The organism is Aliarcobacter vitoriensis (genome assembly GCF_003316695.1).
GTDB lineage: Bacteria > Campylobacterota > Campylobacteria > Campylobacterales > Arcobacteraceae > Aliarcobacter > Aliarcobacter vitoriensis.
Window position 1 is genome coordinate 22796 of sequence record NZ_PDKB01000011.1, and the last position, 24699, is coordinate 47494.

21 protein-coding genes are annotated in these 24699 nt (G+C 27.8%); 7 read left to right on the forward strand and 14 right to left on the reverse strand.

Translation table 11 applies throughout. The features are described 5' to 3' along the window. Positions 1 to 80: 80 nt before the first annotated feature. The 6 genes from CRU91_RS07230 to CRU91_RS07255 form a co-directional block, all read right to left on the reverse strand. Positions 81 to 725 (reverse strand): response regulator transcription factor, encoded by a 645-nt coding sequence (locus CRU91_RS07230; protein ID WP_113894555.1) that lies wholly within the window; start codon positions 723 to 725, stop codon positions 81 to 83. Beyond that, positions 726 to 2918, reverse strand: coding sequence for a sensor histidine kinase (locus CRU91_RS07235; protein WP_113894556.1), 2193 nt, complete (start codon positions 2916 to 2918; stop codon positions 726 to 728). It lies immediately after the preceding gene. A 25-nt stretch (positions 2919 to 2943) separates the two neighbouring features. Continuing rightward, the gene (locus CRU91_RS07240) at positions 2944 to 3531 is read right to left on the reverse strand and encodes a LutC/YkgG family protein (protein ID WP_113894557.1); all 588 of its coding nucleotides are present in this window, start codon (positions 3529 to 3531) and stop codon (positions 2944 to 2946) included. Then, complete coding sequence (locus CRU91_RS07245) at positions 3524 to 4894, reverse strand: lactate utilization protein B (RefSeq protein ID WP_113894558.1); 1371 nt, start codon at positions 4892 to 4894, stop codon at positions 3524 to 3526. The genes CRU91_RS07240 and CRU91_RS07245 overlap by 8 nt, the downstream gene beginning before the upstream one ends. Then, positions 4891 to 5640 (reverse strand): (Fe-S)-binding protein, encoded by a 750-nt coding sequence (locus CRU91_RS07250; protein WP_113894559.1) that lies wholly within the window; start codon positions 5638 to 5640, stop codon positions 4891 to 4893. Before CRU91_RS07250 ends, CRU91_RS07245 begins: the two co-directional genes overlap by 4 nt. A 69-nt stretch (positions 5641 to 5709) precedes the next feature. Further along, on the reverse strand, positions 5710 to 6156 hold the full coding sequence (locus CRU91_RS07255) for a deoxycytidylate deaminase (protein ID WP_113894560.1): 447 nt from the start codon (positions 6154 to 6156) through the stop codon (positions 5710 to 5712). 144 nt (positions 6157 to 6300) lie between these two features. On the opposite strand from CRU91_RS07255, the gene accB reads away from it, so the two are divergent. From accB to CRU91_RS07290, 7 genes are all read left to right on the forward strand, one after another. After that, positions 6301 to 6780: an acetyl-CoA carboxylase biotin carboxyl carrier protein gene (accB, locus tag CRU91_RS07260; RefSeq protein ID WP_113894561.1), complete on the forward strand. Its 480-nt coding sequence runs from the start codon at positions 6301 to 6303 to the stop codon at positions 6778 to 6780. A gap of 9 nt (positions 6781 to 6789) precedes the next feature. Further along, the gene (locus tag CRU91_RS07265) at positions 6790 to 8142 is read left to right on the forward strand and encodes an acetyl-CoA carboxylase biotin carboxylase subunit (protein ID WP_113894562.1); all 1353 of its coding nucleotides are present in this window, start codon (positions 6790 to 6792) and stop codon (positions 8140 to 8142) included. 197 nt (positions 8143 to 8339) lie between these two features. Further along, positions 8340 to 9854, forward strand: a complete 1515-nt coding sequence (locus tag CRU91_RS07270; protein WP_113894563.1) for a DEAD/DEAH box helicase — start codon at positions 8340 to 8342, stop codon at positions 9852 to 9854. A 194-nt stretch (positions 9855 to 10048) separates the two neighbouring features. Further along, positions 10049 to 11635, forward strand: a complete 1587-nt coding sequence (locus tag CRU91_RS07275; protein ID WP_113894564.1) for an inorganic phosphate transporter — start codon at positions 10049 to 10051, stop codon at positions 11633 to 11635. A 60-nt stretch (positions 11636 to 11695) separates the two neighbouring features. Beyond that, on the forward strand, positions 11696 to 12589 hold the full coding sequence (locus CRU91_RS07280) for an AEC family transporter (protein WP_268876313.1): 894 nt from the start codon (positions 11696 to 11698) through the stop codon (positions 12587 to 12589). A gap of 4 nt (positions 12590 to 12593) precedes the next feature. Then, complete coding sequence (gene asnB / locus CRU91_RS07285) at positions 12594 to 14186, forward strand: asparagine synthase (glutamine-hydrolyzing) (RefSeq protein ID WP_113894566.1); 1593 nt, start codon at positions 12594 to 12596, stop codon at positions 14184 to 14186. Between the two features lie 340 nt (positions 14187 to 14526). Beyond that, positions 14527 to 16476: a TonB-dependent siderophore receptor gene (locus CRU91_RS07290; RefSeq protein WP_113894567.1), complete on the forward strand. Its 1950-nt coding sequence runs from the start codon at positions 14527 to 14529 to the stop codon at positions 16474 to 16476. A gap of 164 nt (positions 16477 to 16640) precedes the next feature. Here the strand turns inward: CRU91_RS07290 and CRU91_RS07295 are convergent, their stop codons facing one another. Genes CRU91_RS07295 through rsmA form a run of 8 tightly spaced genes read right to left on the reverse strand, consistent with a single transcriptional unit; the run spans position 16641 to position 24671 of the window. Next, positions 16641 to 17048 (reverse strand): hypothetical protein, encoded by a 408-nt coding sequence (locus CRU91_RS07295; RefSeq protein WP_113894568.1) that lies wholly within the window; start codon positions 17046 to 17048, stop codon positions 16641 to 16643. A gap of 46 nt (positions 17049 to 17094) precedes the next feature. Then, a complete protein-coding gene (locus tag CRU91_RS07300; protein ID WP_113894569.1) occupies positions 17095 to 18498 on the reverse strand; it encodes a PhoH family protein in 1404 nt (467 codons plus the stop codon). Next, a complete protein-coding gene (gene hemJ, locus CRU91_RS07305) occupies positions 18498 to 19007 on the reverse strand; it encodes a protoporphyrinogen oxidase HemJ (protein ID WP_113894570.1) in 510 nt (169 codons plus the stop codon). The genes CRU91_RS07300 and hemJ overlap by 1 nt, the downstream gene beginning before the upstream one ends. Before the next feature lie 3 nt (positions 19008 to 19010). Further along, on the reverse strand, positions 19011 to 20195 hold the full coding sequence (locus CRU91_RS07310) for a replication-associated recombination protein A (protein WP_113894571.1): 1185 nt from the start codon (positions 20193 to 20195) through the stop codon (positions 19011 to 19013). After that, positions 20179 to 20949, reverse strand: a complete 771-nt coding sequence (locus CRU91_RS07315) for a pseudouridine synthase (protein ID WP_222718424.1) — start codon at positions 20947 to 20949, stop codon at positions 20179 to 20181. Before CRU91_RS07315 ends, CRU91_RS07310 begins: the two co-directional genes overlap by 17 nt. A 41-nt stretch (positions 20950 to 20990) precedes the next feature. Continuing rightward, positions 20991 to 21953: a KpsF/GutQ family sugar-phosphate isomerase gene (locus CRU91_RS07320; protein WP_113894573.1), complete on the reverse strand. Its 963-nt coding sequence runs from the start codon at positions 21951 to 21953 to the stop codon at positions 20991 to 20993. 8 nt (positions 21954 to 21961) lie between these two features. After that, positions 21962 to 23890, reverse strand: coding sequence for a ribonuclease J (locus CRU91_RS07325; RefSeq protein WP_113894574.1), 1929 nt, complete (start codon positions 23888 to 23890; stop codon positions 21962 to 21964). Continuing rightward, the gene (gene rsmA / locus CRU91_RS07330) at positions 23868 to 24671 is read right to left on the reverse strand and encodes a 16S rRNA (adenine(1518)-N(6)/adenine(1519)-N(6))-dimethyltransferase RsmA (protein WP_113894575.1); all 804 of its coding nucleotides are present in this window, start codon (positions 24669 to 24671) and stop codon (positions 23868 to 23870) included. The genes CRU91_RS07325 and rsmA overlap by 23 nt, the downstream gene beginning before the upstream one ends. Between the last annotated feature and the right edge of the window lie 28 nt (positions 24672 to 24699).

The window sequence follows — 24699 nt, forward strand, 5'->3', positions numbered from 1 at the left end:
ACAAACCTCCTTAATTAAAATCATAAAAATGATATTAATAGAAAGATATGAGATTTATATGATTTTTAATTAACAATTGGTTAAATATTCTTAAAAATATAACCAGTATCCACAACAGTTTGAATAAAATCTTTATCTAAAATTTTTCTTAATCTTCTTATTAAGCTTCTTATTGAATCTAAAGTTACAAAATTTCCTTCCCAAACATAGTTCTCTATTTGTGCATAAGTAATGACTTGATTTTGTTTACTAAGAAATAAATTTATAAGGAGCTTCTCTTTTTTTGTTAATCTAATCTCTTCATTATTTACAATTATTGTAGAAGATATAAAATCAAAATATGAATTTTCATCAAAACATATTTTATTATTTTTAATTTTACAAAGTTTTTCTATTTTTATTTCTAGTTCATCTATAAAAAAAGGTTTTTTTAAATAGTCATTACAGCCAAAATCATAAGATTGTTTTATTATATCTAGTTCAACACTCGCGCTTATTATAATAACTGGAACAATCTCATAAAATTCTCTAATTTTTTTTAGGATATTTATACCATCAATATTCGGAACATTTATATCCAATATAAAACATGAAAAGCCATCTGTAATTTTTTCATAAGCAATAGCTCCATCAGTAAAAGATATTACATTATAATTTTTCATTTTCAATCTTTTAGTGATAGTCTCATTTAGTTTTTTATTGTCTTCTAAAAGTAATATTTTCATTTATAACTCTTTAAATGGAAGTTTTATTGAGAAAATAGCACAATTCCCATTATTTCTAACACTTATTGTACCTTTCATTTTATCTTCAATTATTATTTTTGCCATATAAAGCCCCAGTCCCATTCCATTCTCTTTTGTTGTAAAATATGGTTCAAAAATTGAATTTATGATTTTTTCATCAATAGAACCTGCATCATCTATTATTTCTATCATATTACAGTTTTCACATCTTTGAATATTTATATCTATTTTAGCTTTTTTATTAAATGGTATGTTTTTTTCAACAATTTTATTTTTTGCATTGTTTATAATATTTAATAGAACTTGCTTAAATTCATTTTCATAGCCATAAATTAAAAGTTCTTCATTTGTATTTTTGTAGTTAAAATTCATATTTATGTTTGAGTAAAAAACTTGTTTTCCTATGATTTCGTTTATTTCATTAAATGCTTTAGAAATAGAAAAAAGGACTTTTTTTGTTGATGGTTTTAAAAAATTTCTAAAATCATTCAAAGTTCTTGACATATATTTTATCTGTATCATAGAGTCATTTACAAAGTTTTCTACATCACTATTTTTTAATTCATTTAGCAAATAAGAAGTCTGAATATCCTGAACAAGTGCTGATAATTCAACCAAAGGTTCATTCCATTGATGGGCAATTGCTGATATCATATCACCCATTTCAGCTAGTTTTGTTTGTTGAATTAAGAATTGTCTTTGTTGAGTTCTTTCAGTCATATCATCCATTATACAAACAATTCCACCAATAGTTCCATCTATATTTTTGTAAGCTGCTTTATTTAAAATTATATGTTTCATATCTTTTGATGGAGTATAAAAAGTAAACTCAGAACTAATAGTAGTAAAAGTTTTTAGTACTTCTTTATCAATTTTTATATTTTGAATTGCAATATTTTCTGGAAAAAAATCAAAAGCAGTTTTACCTATAACCTCTTCTTTTGTAGAACTTACTAAAGATGCAAAAGCACTATTACATCCCAAAAAATTGCCATTTATATTTTTGTAATAAATAGCATTTGGAATAGTATCAAGAAGTACTTTATCAAACTCTATTCTATTTGAAAGTTCTCGTTCAAGTCTTTCTCTTCTTTTAATATTTGCTTTTAAAATAACAACAATTATACTTAATAGGGAAATTGTAAGAATTGTAATAATAAAAAAGTTTTTATGTTCTTTATATATGGAACTTGGTTCATTTATAATTATAGGGTTTTCGATATATTTTGAGATATTAAGATTAAATCTTTTTAATTCATCATAATTAAATATATAAAGATTTGGTGATTTTTCAAGTACTGGAATATCTTTTATATCTTTACCATTTAATACTTCTATTGCCATATTTGATACAGTTTGTCCTTGTGCAACTGCTGATGTTAATAATCCTCCAACCATTCCACTATTTAAGTAAAAATCCCAAAGACCATAAATAGGAACTTCACTCACTTTTCTTACTTGTTCAAAACTTTGTTTATGTGTAAAATATTTTCCTGTAGTATCTTTGAAAAGTAGAACAAATAAAATTGCACTTTTCCCTTTTTCAAGATTTGATACTTTTTGCTTTAAATCATTTATTTCAAGATTGTCTGTATATTCTATACTAAATCTTTCTTTATATTTTTCCATGATTTTGACTAAATCTTTTTTTACAGCTAAACCTGTTATTGATTTATCATTTATAATTAAAAGATTTTGTATATTTGGATGTAGTTTTGAAATTAGTTCAAAATTATTTTCAATATCCACAGCTTCAGCAACCCCTGAAACATCTTTAAAAGGTAGAGAATTTAAACGCTCTTTTGTATAGTCATTTAAGCCACAAAATAAAATAGGAATTCCCTTAAACAAATCTTCATAATAATCTTTAATAAAATCAAAAGCATTATTATCGCTTATGATTATTAAGTCAAATTTTCTATTGTAAAATTGTTCTTTATATAATTTTGATAAATTTTCTAAATATGATTTATCATCTATTCTTTTTGTATCCATATAAACAGTTGTAAGTTCAATATTTTCGTGTTTTGAAAAGTTGTTCTCAATGGCTTTTGAAATATCATCAGTCCAAGCATATCCTTTATGATAAGAGTGGATTAATAATACTTCTTTGTTTTCATTTGCATTTAGAAAACTTAAAAAAAGTATGCTAAATAGTAAAAAATATTTCATTATTCTCTCCTATTTAGCGATTATATCAAGATTTGATAAAAATTACATAACCAGATTTTGGTCCATGTGCTCCAATAACAAGTGATTGTTCAATATCAGCAGTTTTTGAAGGTCCAGAGATAAAGACACCAAATCCAGCTTTTTCAAAGTTAAGTTTTTCATAAGCTTCATGCATATTATTTACTATTTCATTCTCATCTATTACAATTACAATATTTTGTGCAATAAAATATAAAGCTCTATGTCTATTTGATTCATTTTTCATCCAAATAGCACCATTTTCTGCAACTGCAAAATTTCCTTTTACAATTGCTAAATCAATATCTTTTAGATTATGAGTATCTTCTTGTGAATTTGAATCAAAGTTTCCTAAACTACAAAAATCTACATTCGAAGCAATTACTTTTTCTTCAGGATATATCTCTTTTATTGTTTTGTCTAAATCCTCTTTTGAAATTAGTAAAGCTTTACCTCCAACACTTTCAAGCATTGTAGAAAATGTTTCAAATCTGTTTTCAAATTTGATACCAAAATTTTCATAAGATGGAAGTTTCACATCTTTTACTAAATTGTTCTCTTTTATAGAGTTTAAAATTTTTTCTTTACTAGTCATCTAAATCTCCATCTTTAAACATTTCTTTGAAGCTTTTTTTAGGGAATTTTGGTAAATCTCTTTGTTTCCCCCAAGCATTAAATTTATTATAAATTATAGATTTTGGAAGTTTTGGAACTATAAATCTTGCCATTTTACCCATAAAATCAAATAAAGCTGGTTTACTCATAAACCAAGCAGTTACTTTCATAGCCATTTGTTTTTTGCTATCAATTAGGTTCATTTTCCCTAAATCTTGTCTTAGACTGTAAAGTTGTGAATCTAAATCTATTTTCACTGGACAAACATTTGTACATGAAGCACATAATGTACAAGCAAATGGTAAACTATTATGATTTTCTGGTTCTTTTACACTTCCTAAAATTGAACCAATAGGACCAGGAATTACATATTCATAAGAGTGACCACCACTTCTTCTATAAACAGGACAAGTATTCATACAAGCACCACATCTAATACAATTTAATGCTTTTTTATTTTTTTCTGAACTTAAAAATTGACTTCTTTGATTATCAACTATAACTATATGCATTTGTCCATCTTCAACAGGAGCATGAAAATGTGAAGTATATGAAGTTACAGGTTGTCCAGTTGCACTTCGTGCAAGTAATCTTGTAAATACACTTAAATCTTCAAGCCTTGGAATGATTTTTTCAATTCCCATTGAAGCAATATGAAGTTTTGGAACACTAGCTCCCATATCTGCATTTCCTTCATTTGTACAAACAACAACTCCACCAGTACTTGCAATAGCAAAATTAACTCCAGTTAATCCAGCATCTGCTGTTAAAAAATCTTCTCTAAGTGCAGCTCGTGCAGCTCGTGTTAGATAAGTTGGATCATAGTTTCCTTGTTGGGTTCCAAGTTTTTCATGAAAAGTATCAGAAACATCAGATTTTTTTAAGTGAATTGCTGGAAGAACAATATGCGAAGGTGGTTCATTTCTAAGCTGAACGATTCTTTCTCCTAAATCTGTATCAATTACTTCAATTCCATGATTTTCTAAATATGGATTTAAGTGGCACTCTTCAGTTAGCATAGATTTTGATTTAACAAGTTTTTTTACACTATTCTCTTTTAAAATTTTATAAACAATTTCGTTGTGTTCTTTTGCGTCAGAAGCAAAGTGAACTGTTATTCCTTTTGCTGTTGTATTTTTTTCAAATTCTAAAAGATATTTATCCAAATTTGCCATAGTATGAGTTTTTATTTGATTTGCATATTCTCGTAAGGTTTCCCATTCAGGTATAGACTTACTAGCTCTATCTCTTTTTTCTCTTACAAACCATAATGCACCATCATGCCAATGCATTCTTTCATCATTTGCAACAAATTTGGCTGCATTTATACTATGACTACTCATGGTCTAACTCCTACAAGAATTTCAGTTATATGCATAACTTTAATTGGTGTATTATCTCTATTTATTATTCCATCTATGTGCATTAAACAGGACATATCAGCACCAGTTATGATTTGAGCATTTGAATCAAGATGGTCTTTTACTCTATCTTTTCCCATTGCAACTGAAATAGCTTCTTCTTGAACACTAAATGTTCCACCAAATCCACAGCATTCATCTTCTCTTTTTAAAGTTACTATTTCAATATCATTGACTTTATTTAAAAGATTTTTTAATTTTGAGTTATATGGAATATTTAATTCACTAGCAGTTGCAAGTTTTAAAACTCTATGCCCATGACATGAATTGTGTACTCCAATTTTATAAGGGAAAGAGTGGTCAAATTTTAAATTCTCAATTTTGATTATGTCATGTAAGAATTCACAAATTTCATAAATTGATGTTTTTACTTTATTGTAATCTTTGTTATCATGAAAAAATTCTGCATAATGCTCTTTTACCATAGTAACACATGAACCACTAGGGGCTACTATATAATCATAATCTTTAAAGGTATTAACAAAATTTATTGCTAAAGTTTTTATATCTTTTGAACATCCAGAGTTTGCCATTGGCTGACCACAGCAAGTTTGGTTCATTGGATAATCTATATCTAAACCTTGATTTTTTAATAGTTTGTATGTTGCTTTACAAATATTAGGATACAGTTCATTCATAAAACATGGTATAAACAGACCAATTTTCATATTTTCTCCTTAAAATATTATTCAACTTATTTTATAGTTAAAATATGAAAAATTTATGATATTTTGTTTTTATTCAGAAATATTTTTAATTTGTTCTATCTCTACCCCATTATCTTTTAAGAATTTTGAGATAATTTTAGAATTTGTATGTTCATAAGATTTTTCATAAACAATTCTTTTTATTCCACTTGCAATTAAATTTTTTGAGCATTCACTACAAGGTTCAAGTGTTACATAAATTGTTCCACCTTCTATAGCTATTCCCTTTCTTGCAGCCCAAATAATAGCATTCATTTCTGCATGAATTTCATAAGTTTTTGACCATTCATGATGATCTTTTGTATATTCACCTTTCCAATGCTCACTACAATTTATATATCCAGCTGGAGTTCCATTATATCCTGTTGATAGTATTCGACCATCTTTTACTATAACAGCTCCTACTTGTTTTGATACACATTTTGAAGCAAGTGCTATCTCTTTTGCTATATTTATGAAGCTTCTATCATTTAACATAAAAGTAATCCTAAAATAAAATTTTTTTATTATAACAGAATTCTAATTACAATCTTAAATCAAGCTTATTTTTAATAATAAAAATATAAATATTAGAAAAATTTTGATATTATGAGAGAAATTTTATAAGAATAAAGGGAAAAAATGGATTTTAAAGATATTAAAGAGCTAATTAGAGTTTTTGATAAGAGTGAACTAAATAAGCTAAGAATTAAAGAAGCAGATTTTGAAATTTCTATGCAAAGAGGATTTGAAAGTGGTGTTACAACTGTATCTACGACTCCTTATGTTCAATCTGTTCCTACCGCTGCTCAAGTTTCAGCTCCAGTTCAACAAACTTCTGTTGCAGTATCGAGTGAAGATAATAAATCAAATACTAAAGATGGATTAACTATAAACGCTCCAATGGTTGGAACATATTATGGTGCACCATCTCCTGAATCTCCAGATTTTGTAAAAGTTGGAGATATAGTAAAAAAAGGACAAACACTTTGTATTTTAGAAGCTATGAAAATTATGAATGAAGTTGAAGCAGAATTTGATTGTAAAATTGTTGAGATTTTAATTCAAAATGGTTCTCCAGTTGAATATGATATGCCAATTTTTGTTGTTGAAAAAATATAAGAGTTCATTATGGCAGAAATAAAAAAGATTTTAATAGCCAATAGAGGTGAAATAGTTCAAAGAGCAATAAGAACAATAAAAGAGATGGGTAAAAAATCTGTTGCTGTTTATAGTGCTGGAGATAAAAATGCTTCATATTTAAAACATGCTGATGAAGCTATTTGTATTGGTGGAGCAAAATCAAGTGATTCTTACTTAAATATACCTGCCCTTATTACTGCTGCTGAAATGACAGGTTGTGATGCTATTTTCCCTGGATATGGATTTTTATCTGAAAATCAAGATTTTGTAGAGATTTGTAAACTTCATAATATTAAATTTATTGGACCTTCTGTTGAAGTAATGGAAAAAATGTCTGATAAATCTAAAGCAAAAGAAGAGATGATAAAAGCTGGTGTTCCTGTTGTTCCTGGAAGTAAAGGTGCTGTTAAAACTTTAGAAGAAGGAAGAAGAATAGCACTTGAAATTGGTTACCCAATTATGGCCAAAGCTGCTTCTGGTGGAGGTGGTAGAGGAATGAGATTGATAAAAACAGAAGGTGAATTTGACCAAAACTTTATGGCAGCTTCAAGTGAAGCACTTGCTGCTTTTGGTGATGGAACAATGTACTTAGAAAGATTTATCAACAATCCAAGACATATAGAAGTTCAAGTTATTGGAGATTCTCATGGTAATGCTATTCATATAGGTGAAAGAGATTGTTCTTTACAAAGAAGACACCAAAAAGTTATTGAAGAGTCACCAGCCATATTATTAAATGATGAAACAAGAGCAAAACTTCATGAAGTTGCAGTTAAAGCAACAAAATATTTGAAATATGAAGGTGCAGGAACTTTTGAGTTTTTAGCAGATGATAAGCAAAATATTTACTTTATGGAGATGAATACAAGACTTCAAGTTGAACATCCAGTTTCAGAAATGGTTTCAGGACTTGATATAGTTGAATGGATGATAAAAGTAGCACAAGGTGAAAAATTACCAGCCCAAGATACAATTAAGTTTAGAGGTCATGCTATAGAGTGTAGAATTACAGCAGAAGACCCAAATACATTTTTTCCATGCCCTGGAAGAATAACGCAATGGATGGTTCCAGGTGGAAGAAATGTAAGAGTAGATTCTCATATATATACAAATTATGTTGTTCCATCGCATTATGATTCTATGATTGGTAAACTAATTGTTTGGGGAAGAGATAGAGAAAAAGCTATAAATATTATGAAAAGAGCTTTAAGTGAATTTGAAGTGGAAGGAATAAAAACAAATATTCCATTCCATAAGAGAATGATGATAAATAAAGACTTTATTTCAAACAACTATGATACAAAATACCTTGAAAATTATCGAGGATTAGACAGTATTTAAGAATTTGGGTTAAAAAACCCTTTTCTTAAAGCAAAACTTAATATAAACTTAGATACAATCCGCCCCGACTTATACACATTTATATATCTACTTTGATTGGTATATCAAATTTTAGACTATCTTACTTGCATGATTTTTAATTATACATTTATGAGCTATATAATAGTGTATATTTAAAATAATATTCAAGGTAAAATATGACTTTTAAAGATTTTAATTTTAAAGAGCAACTTCAGAAATCGATTGAAGAAGCTGGTTTTAAAGAGCCTAGTCCAATACAAATAGAAGCAATTCCTTATATACTAGATGGAAAAGATCTTGTAGGACAAGCACATACTGGAACTGGTAAAACAGCAGCGTTTGGACTTCCAATTTTAAATAAATTGTCTGGTAAAAATGCAGAAGCATTAATCATTGTTCCAACTAGAGAACTTGCAATGCAAGTATCAGATGAACTTTATAGATTTGGAAAGTTTTTAAATCTAAATACTGCAACTGTTTATGGTGGACAATCATATACAAGACAACTAAAACTTATTGAAAATGCAAGTGTAATAGTTGCAACTCCTGGAAGATTTCTTGATTTATTAAGAAATGAACAAATAAAAGTAAAACCAAAATTTGTTATTTTAGATGAAGCAGATGAGATGCTTGATATGGGATTCTTAGATGATATTAAAGAAATTTTTACATATCTTCCAAAAGAGAGACAAACACTTTTATTCTCAGCAACTATGCCAGTAGCTATAAAAAATTTAGCAAAAACAATTTTAAATGAACCAGAATTTATAACTATCACAAAAGCAGATATGACAAATTCAAACATCACTCAAACTTTTTATGTTGTTGATGAAAGAGAAAGAGATGATGCTCTTATTAGACTTTTTGATTATAAAAATCCAAAAAAATCTATTATTTTTTGTAGAACAAAAAAAGATGTAGATAGATTATCAACTTTTTTAGTATCTCAAGGTTTTATGGCAAAAGCACTTCATGGTGATATGGAACAAAAACAAAGAGAAGAAGCTATTAGAGCTTTTAAATCTTCAAAATTAGAAATTCTAATTGCTACTGATGTCGCAGCTCGAGGACTTGATGTAAACGATGTAACACACGTATTTAACTATCATTTACCATTTGATAGTGAATCATATGTACATAGAATAGGAAGAACTGGACGTGCTGGAAAAGATGGTGTTGCTGTATCTATTGTAACTCCACATGAGTTTAAAACTCTTCAAAGAATCGAAAAAAGTATAGGTACAAAACTTGAGTCTAAAGTTGTTCCAAATATTTCAACTGTAAAACAAAAAAAGATTGATGAACTTAAATCAGATATCATAAATCAAGAAGTGAAAGATTATGCTATTGATATTGTTGAGAGTTTAAAAGATGAGTTTGATATCTCTACAATTGCTTTTAAATTAGCTTCAATTATTGCCTCAAAAACTTATGTTAAAGGAAATAATAATATAGGTAAAAGCGAAGTTGATCTTCAAAAATTGGTAGAAATGATTTCTAAAGGTGGAGATAGAGGAGATGATAGAAGAAGATCATCAAGAGGTAGAGATAGAAACAGAGGTGGAAGAGATAGAGATTATGGAAATGGTGGAGGAAGAAGTAGAAATAGAAATTCATCATCTTCAAGACCACCAAGAAGTAATACAGATAGACCTCCTAGATCATCTAATAGAAGTAGAAAACAAGATTAATAACATTTATGAATAGAGAATAAAAGTAACACTTTTAATCTCTATCTTTTATCATGATATTAAATACAGTTTTCGCTTATAAAATATCCACAAATTCCATATATTTCAATAAATAATATCGATTCTATAATAAATAAATAAGTAAATTTGAACTACAATATCTTAATTACATTATGATTACATAAGGAAAATATATGGATATTAAAACAATAAGTACGCTTGAAAAAGCCACCGAGCAAACACTTCCAAGTTTTGCAAAATTTAGTCTTTCTTTGCTATTTATCTTAGCAGTTTTTCTCTGGACATACACTTCACACGGAACTATTCCTGATAACTCTTTTTTAATTATTGGAGCAATATTTGGGGCTTATATGGCTTTAAATATAGGTGCAAATGATGTTTCAAATAATGTTGGTCCTGCTGTTGGTGCGAAAGCATTAACTTTAACTGGGGCTATTATTATTGCTGCTATTTTTGAAAGTGCAGGAGCTATTATTGCTGGTGGAGATGTTGTTAATACAATTAAAAGTGGTATTATCGACCCTGCTGCGATTACAGATGTTAATTCTTTTATTTGGGCTATGACAGCTGGACTTTTGGCAGGTGCTGTTTGGTTAAACTTTGCTACTTCTATTGGAGCACCTGTTTCTACAACTCATGCAATTGTTGGTGGAGTTATGGGTGCTGGTATTGCAGCAGCTGGAATTTCTATATTAAATTGGGGAAGCCTTGGAACTATTGTTAGTTCTTGGGTTATTTCTCCACTTTTAGGTGGAATTATCGCGGCTTCATTTTTATACTTCATAAAGAAAAAAATTGTTTATAAAGAAGATATGCTAGGACAAGCTAAAAAATTTGTTCCATATCTAATAGCGATTATGACTTGGGCTTTTTCTACTTACTTGATGTTAAAAGGTTTAAAACAATTAGTACATGTTAGTTTTATAGGGGCTTCAATTATAAGTTTAGGTTTTGCATTTATTGCATATTATATATCTAAAAGACATATTGAAAAAACTTTACCATCTTTACTAAATGATAGAGCAAGTGTAAATAAGCTATTTACACCTGCTTTAATCTTTGCTGCTGCACTATTATCTTTTGCCCATGGTGCAAATGATGTATCAAATGCTATTGGACCACTTGCAGCTATAAATGATGCTATTGTAAATGCTGGTGAGATAGGTGCTAGTGCATCTATTCCATTTTGGATTATGCTTGTTGGTGCTATTGGTATTGTAATTGGACTTATTTTATATGGACCAAGATTGATTAAAACAGTTGGAAATGAAATAACTGAACTTGATCAAATGAGAGGTTTTGCAATAGCGATGGCAACAGCAATTACAGTTATTGTTGCAAGTCAATTAGGACTTCCTGTATCTTCAACACATATTACAATAGGTGGAGTATTTGGGGTTGGATTTTTAAGAGAAGCTCTTGATATGACAGAGAAAAATTATGTTCAAGATATTAGAGAAAAATTTAAAAAACATAAAAAAGAGTTAGATAAATTAAAATCAGAGTTAGTGAGACTTGAACTTATAAAAGATAAATCAAAAGCTATTTATATTAAAATTGTTGATACATTTAAGAAAATTGATGAAATCGAAGATATTGTAAAACAAGAGAAAAAAGATTTTAAAGAAGCAAAAGGTGCTAAATACGTAAAAAGAGATGCAGTTAAAAAGATAGTTGCAGCATGGGTCATAACTGTACCTGCTTCAGCACTTTTAGCAGCTGGAATTTTTTATATGATTAAAGGAATTGTTGCAGTATAAGTTTTTACTTATACTGTTTTATAGATTTAAGGATATTAAATAGAAGCTATACTTTCTGTTATTCCAATATACTTTTTTATCTTTTTGGGTTTTATCGCAAAGAAAAGGTTTAAAACTCAAATAGATGAAAAAACTTTGGTTTTACTTTCACTTTATTTTTTTCAACCTATTTTAATTGTTTGGGGATTAACAAAAGCTCCTATTGATTATGAATTTGTAATGTCCCCTATTTTCTTCTTGGTTTGTATGTTTTTTACACTTTTTATTATGCTTTTGTACTCTAAATTTGTATTTACCCAAAATACAGATAAAAATATTTTTTTAGCAACAGGATTGATAGGTAATACAGGAAATTTAGGAATTCCTTTGGGAATTGCTTTGTTTGGTGTAGAGTCAGTTCCATATACAAGCATTATAAATATTGCAAATATATTTTTTATGTACACAGTTTCTATTTATTTTTTTGCAAGAGATAAGTTTTCAGTTTTTGATTCGTTAAAATCTATATTTAAAATACCAGTTATTTGGTTTGCTGTTTTTGCTTTATTTATAAATTATTATCAAGTGCCTATAAGCGATAATATCCATTTAGCACTTGAAATGGGTGCATATACATCTTTGACAACACAACTTTTTATATTTGGAACATATCTTTATAGTGTAAAAGTAAGTTCAATGCCTTGGAAACTATCTTTTCAAATAAGTTTTGCAAAACATATCTTGTTACCACTTATTGGGTTAATTGTAATTTTAAATTTTACAAATCTTAATTCTTTTGTAGCTTCTATACTGATTATGGAACTTATGGTGCCATTGGCTGTAAATAATGTGAATTTTTCAGTAATATTTAATATGAAACCATCAGATGTTGCAGCAACTATTTTAGTATCTTCTGTACTTTTTGTTGGTTTTTTGTATTTTTATATTGAAATAATCGAATACTACATAAAGTGAAAATATGAAAAAACAAGATTTTGATGATTTAGAAGTATATTTCGAAGGTGAAATATATAATAAAAAAGAGTTCTTTTTTGATGATGAGATACTTTTATTAAAAGATTTTTATACGAAATTTGGTTTTGATTTTTTAGATAAGATTGATGGTATTTTTGCTTTTTGTATTTATGACAAAAAGAAAAGTTTATATTTTTGTTCAAGAGATAGATTTGGTAATATTCCATTTTTTTACTATATTAAAAATGGAACTTTTTTATTTTCAACTTCTATAAAAAATATATTAAATAAGTTAAATTATCTTCCAAATATGAATAAAGTTGCTTTGAGTAAATATCTACAATATTTTGCGACATTTGGTGAAGATACATTTTATCAAGATATTTTTAGGCTTGAAGAGGCTTCATATTTAGTTTTTGAAGCTAAAAAAGAGTTGATAAAAAAAAGATATTATAAAATCAAGACATATAAAGCCATAAATGATGAAAATAGAGCTTTAAATGATTTAGAAGAGATTTTATTTAACTCAATAGAAAAAAGGCTTGTATCATCTCCTAGCACACTTTTAAGTGGTGGAATAGATAGTTCATTTATCAGTTCGATATATACAAAGCTAAGTGGTAAAAAAATAAACACTTTTAGTATAGGTTATAGTGAATACAAAAATTACTGTGAATTGGATTTTGCAAAAATTACAGCAAATCATATAAAATCAAATCATAATGAAGTTATCATAAATCAAAAAGATTATATAGACAATTTTTTTAAAACACTTGATATCTTTGATGAACCGCATAGTGATAGTGCAAGTGTGCCTTTAAATATACTTTTAAATCAAGTAAATAAAGAAAATATAAAGTGCTTGTTATCAGGTGAAGGAAGCGATGAGATATTTTTAGGTTATGATAATTATGCAAAATTCTTAAAATATTACAATTTTGAGAAATCTTTATCTAAAGAGCAAAATGAGTTTTTAGATGAGATAATCTCTGCTTTACAAAACAATACAAAAGAGAGCGAATATTTAAGAAGAGTAGTAAAAAAACAAAATATTTATAACTCTTTTGGAGAGATTTATACAGATATACAAAAAAGAAGATTATTTAAAAAAGTTCCTACATTTAAAACAGAAAACCCAAAGCAAGATCCAGTTGATAATATGAGTTATCTTGATTTAAAAATTTGGGTTGCAAATGCTGTTTTGACAAAAGTTTACACTTTGTCAAGTGCAAACTCTTTACAGATAAATACACCTTTTTTAGATAAAACTTTGATAGATTATGTTTTTAGTATAAATTCAGAGATAAAAGTTGGAGATACAAATAAATATCTTCTTAAAAAGATAGCTTCAAAATACCTTCCACAAGAGATCATAAACCGTACAAAAAAAGGTTTTAACTCTCCATACAATGAATGGCTTCAAAAAGAGTTTAAAGATGGTATATTGGAGACTATTTTAGAAGTAAATAAATCTACAAATTTGTTTAATGATGTTTATGTAAAACATATCTATACTTTAGCTAGTTCAAACAAATTTAAACAACATCTATATTCTCTTTTTGTCTTTTCTTTATGGTATAAAAAAACTTATTTATAAATTTTCTTATAATATAACTATTATCAATTTTATCTTTATTTAAGTTGTACTTTATTAATATTTTATTTATCTTTTATTAATAGTTGATATCAACATTAATAAAATGATATAAAATTAAGATAAATCATCCTAAAGTTTATCGAAATTTTAATCGAGAAAAACCAAAACAAAGGAAAAAACATGAACATACGAATGGCAATTTCAGTTGCTACAATATTGACTTGCGGGGGGGGGTAACCTATTAAGTGCTAATGAAACTACGGTATTAGACACTATTTCAGTAAAAAGTAATACTTTAGGAAGTACAACAGAAAACTCAAATTCATACACAACTGGAAGTATGAATACTGCTACAAAACTCGATTTATCAATCAAAGAAACACCACAATCCGTTGTTGTAATAACAAAACAACAAATGGAAGATTTTAACTATAACTCTTTTGAAGATATTGTAAATAATACAGCAGGTTTAAGAGCCTCAAAATTTGATACTGATAGAGTATATATCAATGCTAGAGGGTTTGAAATAGATTATTATCAACTTGATGGAATTCCTACAAGTAGATATATCACTTTAGAAGATTTATCAATTTATGATAGAGTTGAAATAGTAAAAGGTGCAAATGGTCTTATGAGTGGTGCAGGAAATCCTGCTGCTTCAATGAATCTAGTTAGAAAACATGCAAACTCTAAAGAATTTAAAGGAGATATAACTTTACAGGGTGGTTCTTGGGATACTTATAAAGGAACAGTTGATATGCAAACTCCTTTAAATAGCGATGGAAGTATAAGAGGAAGAATTGTAGCAAGTTATGCAGACCAAGATTCATATAAAGATTTTTATAGTAAAGAAAGCAATACTTTATATGCAGTTGTAGATGTAGATATAAGTGATAATACACAAGTTTCAGTTGGTGCAAGTAGGTTAGAAAGTAAACCAAAAGGTACAACTTGGGGAGGAGTTCCTATCTATTTTAGTGATGGAACTTTAACAAATTTTAGTCCTGAAGACTCTTTTGTTACTGATTGGACTTATTATAATAAAGAAACTAATTCAGCATTTTTAAATTTTGAACACTATTTTGATAATGATATAAAAATAAAAGCAAATTATTCATACTATAAAACTTCTTATGAAACAAATATGCTTTATATGAATTATAGTAAGCTCGATAAAAATACAGGATTAGGAACAAGTGCTACTTCTCCTTGGAAATCAGATGATGAGCAAGTGGATAATACTTTTGATATTTATGCTTCTATTCCTTTTGAACTTGGAAATAAAGAACATGAAATTATAGCTGGAGCTATGTATCAAAAGCAAAATAGAGATACTTTTGGGCAAAAATCATCAAATGTAGATTTATCAGGAAATAGTATCTATTCTTGGAATGCAAATATTCCTGAACCAATTTATCAAGCTAAAGTAAGAAGTGGAGAAAGTTCAGCAGAACAAAAAGCGGCTTATGTTGTTGGAAGATTTTCTTTATTAGATGATTTAACACTTATAACAGGTGGTAGATTGACTAATTATGAATCAGATGATAAATTCAATAAATACTCTTATAAAAATAAAGAAGTTTTTATTCCTTATGCTGGATTGGTTTATAATATAGATGAAAATCATAGTATTTATACAAGTTACACAGATATTTTTCAACCACAAGATAATAAAGATAAAAGTGGCAAAAAGTTAGATCCAAGAGAGGGTAATAACTATGAAGTTGGAGTAAAAGGAGAGTATTTTAATAAAAAATTAAATACAGGACTAACTTTATTTAGAGTTCAACAAGATAATGTTCCTACTTTAGCTGGAGTAGATCCAATAACAGGAGATTCATACTATACAGCAGAAAAAGGAAGTAAAACTGAAGGTATAGAGTTTGACTTAAATGGAGAAATACTTGATAACTGGAATGTAGGATTTGGTATATCTTATTATGAGATGAAAAATGCAAAAGGAGAGAGAAGATCTACTTTAACTCCACAAACACAAGTTATGCTATCTTCAACATATAAAATAGGTGATTTAACATTTGGTGGAAATATTCATTACAGAAGTGAGTTTTATACAGATATAACAACTCCAGCTGGTAAAATTAGAGCTACTCAAGATGACTTTTTTGTAGTAGATGCTATGGCAAAATATGAGTTCAATAAAAATTTATCAGCACAATTAAATATAAATAATATATTTGATAAAGAGTATTACTCAAATATGGTATATAGTAATCAATATATTTTTGGTGATCCAAGAAATGCAACTGTAACACTAAAATATAAATTCTAAAATATTATAAAGAGAGTTTTTCTCTCTTTATATTTTTAAGCATGGGTTTCAAAGTATTTATTTAATTTTGAGATTAAAATTTCGATGATAAAATATACTTTCCTTTTATACTTTGGAACTCATACTTAAATCTATTTTATAAAATGTTTCCCGTGAAACATTTTCTATTTTTCCCAAAACTCTTTCAATGCTTTACTATTTTCATTTGTTTCTGTACTAGAATTTGAGTTAATATTTGTAGATAGACTTTCTATCTCTTTTAAAGCAGTTTTATATTCATCTTCTGAGATTTTATCAAACTTATTCTCTTCCTTTGAGTTTAAATTTGTTTCTATTTTTGTAGAAGTTTGTGAATGATTTGTAGAAGTAGATTTTCCTTTAAAAGATAAATACTCTTCAATTAACTTTTCATATTCATTAAAATCAAGAAGAACTATCGAAGGTCTTCCATCTTTTAATATTACTGCTTTTTCAATCTCTTTATTGTTTAGTTTATCAAATATAGGTTTGTTTTTTCTTACTAAATCAGTTGCTGAAAACATCTCTTTTGAACTATATTGAAGTAGTGACATTGTAATCCTTTACAAATTTAATTATGTATTATATCACAAAACAAAGTTATTTAGAGAATAAATTTTCAGCCCACTCAGTTATTGGTCCTCTTAAAACTTTTTCTAGTTTTATAGCAAAAATATTTACAAGATTATTTTCATTTTTTGTTGATTTTAAAAGAGTTGTTAGAGCATTTGTATATTTATTTACATAAAAATTATCTATTTGCTTATTTGAACCAAGGATTACCACTTTACAACTATCATCAATTCTTGATAAAACCATTTGCATAGTTTTATTTGACATATTTTGTGCTTCATCTATGATTATAAATGAATTTGATAGTGTTCTTCCTCTCATTTCACCTACCCACATAGTTTCTATTGCATAGTTTGAAATCATCTGTTCAACTCTAGCTTGAACTTCGCTATCTTCAAGTGGAGAATATGGTAATTCTGCTCTTTTATTTCTTCTTTTTTTATGTTCACTTCTGATGATATATTCTAAACTATCCATAAGTGGATGATTGTATATTCTAAATTTTTCTTCAAGTCCTGGTAAATATCCAACATCTTCACCTTTATCTAAAGATTCAATAGAGTTTCTTATATATATAATCTTTTGAAAATATTTTTGTTTTACAAGTTTTAATGCTCCACTTAAAGCTAAAAGCGTTTTCCCACTACCAGCTTTTGCTTCAATTATCAAAACATTGTAAACGTGGTTTATGATTGCATTTGAGAAAAATAGTTGTTCTTTATTTAAAGGAGTTATGACTTGATTTCTAACTTCTTCTTCATTTAGAAGTTGTATTTTACCATTTTGAATAGTTGCTAAAACTACTTGATCAGAGTGTTTTACTTTCATACAATATGAAAAGTTTTCTACTTTATACTCTTTATCAAACTTTTTTATATCTTGATTGTCTAAATACTCTAAATCATTAAAATCTATCTCTATATCTTTTATAAATTCAAAATAAAAGTCATCTTTATCTTTACCTAAAAGAGATGAAGATTTTATATCAAGAGATATAGCTCTTGTTCTTGCCATAATATCCATTGAAATAAATTCGATATTTTTCTCATAGTAACTATTTGAGAAAGTTGCTATTTCTAAAATTTTTCTATCATTTATGATGTTTGATGAAACATTTTTTGTATTGATATCATACTCATCTTTTGAAATAATATCTACAATAGTATCTTTTTTATTTTCTATTTTTAATCTGATAATTTTATAGTTATCTACTTTTTTTGAGTCTATTATCTTTGAATTTTCTAAAAGTCTTGCGAACTCTCTAGCTTGAAAATTTATCTCTTCAAAACCACTTTTTTTACTATCTATTTCATCTAAAACTGTTTCTGCCAATATGATAAGATTTTTGTTTTCATCAGATAGTTTTACAATATTTGTAGCATCTTCAAGCAATATATTTGTATCAAGTAGATAGAACTTCTCAAAATTCATTATTTAGCCTTTTTGTGATTTAATATTTTATAACAGATAAATGCAAATAGTAAAATTACAATAGCTGTAAATATCCAAGATAGATTTTTAGTTATAACATAAGTAACTATTAAAATAGCCAAAGCTGTTGGTAATTCATTGTACATTCTAAAAAATCTTCCATTCTTTGTACAGGCATCATTTGCTAAAGATTTTCTAAATTTTGTTAAAGATATAGCATAAGCTACAAGCAATATTATAGCTACAATCTTTGCTATCATCCAATCTTGGCTTAAAAGTGCTGGATTTAAAACAATCATAGTGATACCACTTAATATTGTTACTGTCATAGCTGGATGACCTATATAAGCATCTATTTTTAGTTCTTGTATCTTTACAACTTCTACAAACTCTTTTTTATCTATATGCTCTGTGTGATATACGAAAAGCCTTGGAAGATAAAACAAAACTGCCATCCAAGATAAAACAGCAATTACATGTAAACTCAAAATCCAAGTGTAATATTCCATAAATTAATCCTTATTTTTTATTTTATTTATCCATTCATTTAGAGTTTTCTCAAATGCAATATTTGATGAATCATAGAGTTTTAAATCTTCTTTTAAATACTCTTGTTCAACATATCCACCAAAATCATGTGGATAAAGATATCCAATATGTTGGCTATCTAAATGTTTTGGAATATCAAGTATCTTACCATTTTTTATTTGTTCTAAAGCTTTATTTATACCTTTGTATGCACTATTTGATTTTGGGCAAGAAGCCAAATAAACTGCACACTGAGATAGTATTATTCTTGATTCTGGATAGCCTATTTTATTACAAGCTAACATTGTACTAACTGCAAGATTTAAAGCATTTGGATTTGCATTTCCTATATCTTCACTAGCAAAAATTACCAATCTTCTTGTGATAAAATCTACACTTTCTCCACCTTCAATCAGTCTTCCCATATAGTATAGTGCTGCATCTATATTTGAACCTCTTAAAGATTTTATCATAGCACTTGCTAAATCATAGTGAGTGTTGCTAGAACTTACTCCATCTCCTATTACTCTTTCTCTTAATTGTTTTAACAAATCTATATCAATATCTTTAGATACTTTATATGAAAAATTTAACAATGTTAGCATTGCACGAGCATCACCAGAACTTGATTGTATTAAATACTCTTTAGCTTCACTTGATATATTTATATCAATATCTTTTAAAGCAATATCAAATATTTTTAGCATATCTTCATAATCAAATGCTTTAAATTCATAAAGAAAAGATCTTGAACGAATAGCACTTGTTAAAGTAAAGAAAGGATTTTCTGTACTTGCACCTATAATAATGGCATCATAATTTTCCATTATTGGAAGTAGCACTTCTTGTTGATTTTTTGAAAGTCTATGAACTTCATCTATAAAAATAAGAGGTTTTATCAATGCACCTTTGTATTTATCAAAAACTTTTCTTAAGTCTTCAATTTTAATAGAGGTTGCATTGAAGTAGTAATAATCTGTGTTTATTTCACGAGCAATTATTTTTGCTAATGTTGTTTTACCAGTTCCTGGTTTGCCATGAAAAAATAGATGAGGAATGTCTTTTTGTTTTATAAGTTTGTAAAGTGCTTTATCTTTACCTATTATATGAGATTGTCCAACAAAGTTTTCTAAATTTGTTGGACGAAGTTTATTAGATAGATCTATCATCTTCATTCATAAAAATTCTAAGATTTTTATATTCATCTTTTGTTAAAAATCTTGACTTTCCTGTTGGAAGATTGTTTAAAGATACTCCACCATATTCTAATCTTTTTAAATCCATAACATCAAGATTAAAGTGTGCAAAAAATCTTCTTAATTCTCTATTTTTCCCTTCATTTATTACTACTTTTATTTTAGAAATCTTCTCACCATTTGCCTGAATATCATAAGCTAAAAATGGAGCAAAATGCATAGATTTTATCTTTGTTTTACTATATGCACCTTTTGTTGCATCTTCTATTGTAATACCTTTTTGCATAGCTTCTTCAACTTTAGGAGTGATAAAGCCACTAACTTTTATTTTATAAACTCTTTCTAAATCAGAGTGCATTAATTTATTTACAATATCAACACTATCACTTAAAAGCAATAATCCTTCACTTGAATAGTCAAGTCGCCCTACACTCAAGAAATGCTTGTATTTTGCTTCTAAACCATCGTAAATCGTCTTTCTACCTTGTGGATCACTCTTTGTTACAATTTCACCTTTTGGCTTATTATAAACTATTACAGTGTACATCCTATTCTTATCTTCTTTTATGATTTTTTTACCTATTTCAACTTTATCTGTTGTTTTAACTTTTGTAGCTAAATCTGTGATAAGTTTGTTGTTTACTCTTACAAGTCCATCAGCAATCAATTTATCTGCTTCTCTTCTTGAATAGTTACTATTATGAGATAAAAATTTATTTAATCTCATTACTTCATATGGTATTTCATCACTCTTTTTTGTATCTTTTTTCATTTTATTCCTGCCTCAATTAAATCATGAATATGAAGTAATCCGACTAATTTTTTATTTTTATCCGTAACAACTAAAAGTTGTATTTTATAATTTTCTATAATTTGAAGTGCATCACTAGCTAGTAAATTCTCATCATCAAAAGTTTTTGGATTCATAGTTGCAATATCTTCAATGTTACAATCAATAGAAAAATTTGGTTTCATCAATGCTCTTCTTAAATCACCATCACTTAATATTCCAATAACCTTTTGATTTTCATCTACAATAATAACAGAACCAACTCTACCTTCACTCATTACAATAATTGCATCTTTTAGTTTTGTTTCACGTGAAACAATAGGTAAGTTTTCTTTTTTTAGTAAATCAGCTATTTTTATAAATAGTTTTTTACCTAAACTTCCACCAGGATGAAAAGAAGCAAAATCTTCTTTTTTGAAATCTCTTTTTTTCATCAAACAAACAGCAAGAGCATCACCCATTGCCATAGTTAAAGTTGTAGAAGAAGTTGGAGCAGTATCAAGTGGACAAGCTTCTTTTTCAACAGCAATATTTATAAAATAGTCTGAATACTTTGCTAAAGTTGAGTTTTCACTTTTAGCCATAGATATTAAAGGGATATTCAATCTTTTTAAGTGTGGTAAAATTTGGATTAGCTCTTCACTTTCGCCACTATAAGATATTCCTAGCACAATATCATCTTTACTTATCATTCCTAAATCACCGTGCATAGCTTCTGTTGGATGAAGAAAGAAGGAACTTGTTCCTGTACTTGCCAATGTTGCAGCAATTTTTGCTCCTACAAGTCCAGATTTCCCAACTCCTGTAACAATAAGTTTTCCTTTTGATTGTATGATTAAATCAATAATATTTTCAATATCAAAAGAGACAGAGTTTGCACTCTTTTCTAATTCTTTTGATTCAGTTAGCAAAACATCTTTTACTATCTCTTTGTAGTTCATATTTTGTCCTATTGTACAAATATTGTAGGAACAATCATAGGGTATTTTTTATATTTTCTAATACAGTGTTTTCTTACAACTTTTCTTAACTCATCTTCTAAGATTCTACTATTTTTGAAAATACCTGGTTTTGCATTTTCTAAAAATACACCTAAGATATCTTCTATCTCTTTTGTAAAAAATTTATCTTGTTTATCAGATATCAATCCAAAACTAGCAACTTTTGGTTTTCCAGCAAGTGTTCTATCACTCTCATTGATTTGAGCAACTATCATAACAACACCCTCTTTTGCCATAGTTTGTCTATCGATAACTACATCATCAGAAATTTTATTGTTTAGTTGGTTGTCGATATAAACTTTTCCACTTTTAACTGATTTTACTTTTTTTAGATATTTTGGATTAACTTCAATTTGTTCTCCATCAGCCATAACATAAACATTTCTCTCTAATACTCCACAATCAACTCCAGTCTCTCCATGTTTTAAAGCATGATTATATTCTCCATGTACTGGTAGGAAGAATTTAGGTTTTACAAGTCTTAGCATAAGTTTTTGTTCTTCTTGAGCCGCATGTCCAGATACGTGAATATCTGCATAATCTTGATAAGCAACTTTTGCTCCAGCTTTTAATAAGTGATTTATAATTTCAGAAACACTTCCTTCATTTCCTGGAATTGCTTTTGAAGATAAAATTATTTGATCTTCAGGTTTAATTTTAATATGTCTATGTTCATGAATTGCCATTCTATATAAAGCACTCATTGATTCACCTTGACTTCCTGTTGTTACTATTAAAACTTCTTTATCGTTATATTTCCCTACTTCATGAGCTTCAATAAATTGATCTCTTGGGAATTTTATATAACCTAGATTCATAGCAATTTCAAGGTTTTTTTCCATTGAACGACCAATAACACATATTTTTCTACCATATTTTAAAGCTTTTTCTATTGCTTGAGCAACTCTATGAATATTTGATGAGAATGTACTCATTATAACTCTTCCTTGAGAAGTTGAGAATATTCTTTCAAATGTAGGAGCAACAGCTTTTTCAGTTTTTGTAAAACCAGGAGAGTGAGAGTTTGTTGAATCAGAAGTTAAAACTAAAACACCCTCTTCTCCATAATGAGCAAGTCTATGAATATCTGTTGGAAAACCATCTATTGGAGTATGATCAATTTTAAAATCTCCTGTATGTATCATAGTACCAGCAGCAGTTTTAATAGCAATTGCAGATGAATCTATGATAGAGTGAGTTATGTGCATCCACTCTATTTCAAAATCATTTCCAATTTTTATAGGAGTTCTTTTAGAAATTGCTCTAAATAAATTTCTATGTTCTCTCATCTTATGTTCATCAAATTTTGAACCAATCATTTCAAGTGGTAAAGATGTTCCATAAATAGGAAATTGCATCTCTTTAAATAAATATGGCATAGCTCCTATATGATCTTCATGACCATGAGTGATAATAACAGCTACAATTTTATCTTTTATATCTCTTAAGTATGAGAAATCAGGTATTAAAATATCAACTCCGTGCATCTCTCCATCAGGGAAACTCATACCAACATCTACTATGATTGCTTCATTTTCAGTTTCAACAACCATCATATTTCCACCAATTTCGTTTAATCCACCAAGTGGAGTTATTCTTATTTTGGCATTTGTATTTAGATTTAATTTATAGTGAGGATTCAATCTATCTTTATGAATTTTCTCATTAATAATATATGCTTTTTTTAAATCATTAGTCCAACCTTCTCCACTACTACTATTTTGAGCATCTTTTACAGCATATTTTGGTTTTGGTTTTCTTTTTTTGTTATAAGGAAGCCTTTTTTGAGGAGCTTCTGTTGATTGTTCAGCCTGAGTGCTGTTTTGTATCTCGTTACTTTGTGTTGTCTGTTCTTTAAATTCTTTTGTTTCTTCCATTTTTTACCTTTGTATACATTTGGCTATACAAAGATGAACAAACTTCATGAGGTCGTAAATTTTCGTCAATTTCAAGCTCTTTAAATAGTTCAAGAATTTGATTTTTATCTAATATAGTAGACAAGTTTTTTGATAGTTTTTTTCTTGGCTGAATAAAACAGGCCTTCAAAAATCTATTAAAATCTTTATCTATATTTTTTGACAAATCCTTTTTTATATAAAGAATTGAAGATACAACTTTTGGAATTGGATCAAAAGCTTCAGGTGGAACATCAAAAAGTATCTTTGAGTCATTTGATAATAACTCAGTGATAATACCTAAAGATGAGTACTCTTTATCATTTACATTTGCAGTAAATTTTAAAGCAACCTCTTTTTGAACCATAACAATAATATGTTCACAAAAGCTATCTTCAAAAGCTTTTAATATAATATTTGTTGCAATATAGTATGGTAGATTTGCTATCAAATCATAATTACCATTATATAAGGTTTTTTGCTCATCCCAAGCATCTAAAACATCAGCGTGAATGATTTTTAGATTTCCCTTATCTAAGTTAATTGCAAACTTTGACTTTAAAATACCAATTAAATCGGTATCAACCTCATAAGCTGTTACATCTTTGTACTTGACTAAATTTTTAGTCAAATCACCTAATCCAGGCCCAATTTCTACAATATGGTTATTGTTATGGGGCATCGATTCGATGATTTTATTTAAAATTGAACTATCTTTTAAAAAGTTTTGTCCGTATTGTTTTTTTGCTTTTACTTTTTCCATAATAGCGAGGAGTATATCTGTTTTTAAC

What these genes read in the sequence shown, in the direction of transcription:
- CRU91_RS07230 (WP_113894555.1), bottom strand. Translation starts at nt 725, where the DNA reads ATGAAAATATTACTTTTAGAAGACAATAAAAAACTAAATGAGACTATC.
- CRU91_RS07235 (WP_113894556.1), bottom strand. Translation starts at nt 2,918, where the DNA reads ATGAAATATTTTTTACTATTTAGCATACTTTTTTTAAGTTTTCTAAAT.
- CRU91_RS07240 (WP_113894557.1), bottom strand. Translation starts at nt 3,531, where the DNA reads ATGACTAGTAAAGAAAAAATTTTAAACTCTATAAAAGAGAACAATTTA.
- CRU91_RS07245 (WP_113894558.1), bottom strand. Translation starts at nt 4,894, where the DNA reads ATGAGTAGTCATAGTATAAATGCAGCCAAATTTGTTGCAAATGATGAA.
- CRU91_RS07250 (WP_113894559.1), bottom strand. Translation starts at nt 5,640, where the DNA reads ATGAAAATTGGTCTGTTTATACCATGTTTTATGAATGAACTGTATCCT.
- CRU91_RS07255 (WP_113894560.1), bottom strand. Translation starts at nt 6,156, where the DNA reads ATGTTAAATGATAGAAGCTTCATAAATATAGCAAAAGAGATAGCACTT.
- accB (WP_113894561.1), top strand. Translation starts at nt 6,301, where the DNA reads ATGGATTTTAAAGATATTAAAGAGCTAATTAGAGTTTTTGATAAGAGT.
- CRU91_RS07265 (WP_113894562.1), top strand. Translation starts at nt 6,790, where the DNA reads ATGGCAGAAATAAAAAAGATTTTAATAGCCAATAGAGGTGAAATAGTT.
- CRU91_RS07270 (WP_113894563.1), top strand. Translation starts at nt 8,340, where the DNA reads ATGACTTTTAAAGATTTTAATTTTAAAGAGCAACTTCAGAAATCGATT.
- CRU91_RS07275 (WP_113894564.1), top strand. Translation starts at nt 10,049, where the DNA reads ATGGATATTAAAACAATAAGTACGCTTGAAAAAGCCACCGAGCAAACA.
- asnB (WP_113894566.1), top strand. Translation starts at nt 12,594, where the DNA reads ATGAAAAAACAAGATTTTGATGATTTAGAAGTATATTTCGAAGGTGAA.
- CRU91_RS07290 (WP_113894567.1), top strand. Translation starts at nt 14,527, where the DNA reads ATGAATACTGCTACAAAACTCGATTTATCAATCAAAGAAACACCACAA.
- CRU91_RS07295 (WP_113894568.1), bottom strand. Translation starts at nt 17,048, where the DNA reads ATGTCACTACTTCAATATAGTTCAAAAGAGATGTTTTCAGCAACTGAT.
- CRU91_RS07300 (WP_113894569.1), bottom strand. Translation starts at nt 18,498, where the DNA reads ATGAATTTTGAGAAGTTCTATCTACTTGATACAAATATATTGCTTGAA.
- hemJ (WP_113894570.1), bottom strand. Translation starts at nt 19,007, where the DNA reads ATGGAATATTACACTTGGATTTTGAGTTTACATGTAATTGCTGTTTTA.
- CRU91_RS07310 (WP_113894571.1), bottom strand. Translation starts at nt 20,195, where the DNA reads ATGATAGATCTATCTAATAAACTTCGTCCAACAAATTTAGAAAACTTT.
- CRU91_RS07315 (WP_222718424.1), bottom strand. Translation starts at nt 20,949, where the DNA reads ATGAGATTAAATAAATTTTTATCTCATAATAGTAACTATTCAAGAAGA.
- CRU91_RS07320 (WP_113894573.1), bottom strand. Translation starts at nt 21,953, where the DNA reads ATGAACTACAAAGAGATAGTAAAAGATGTTTTGCTAACTGAATCAAAA.
- CRU91_RS07325 (WP_113894574.1), bottom strand. Translation starts at nt 23,890, where the DNA reads ATGGAAGAAACAAAAGAATTTAAAGAACAGACAACACAAAGTAACGAG.
- rsmA (WP_113894575.1), bottom strand. Translation starts at nt 24,671, where the DNA reads ATGGAAAAAGTAAAAGCAAAAAAACAATACGGACAAAACTTTTTAAAA.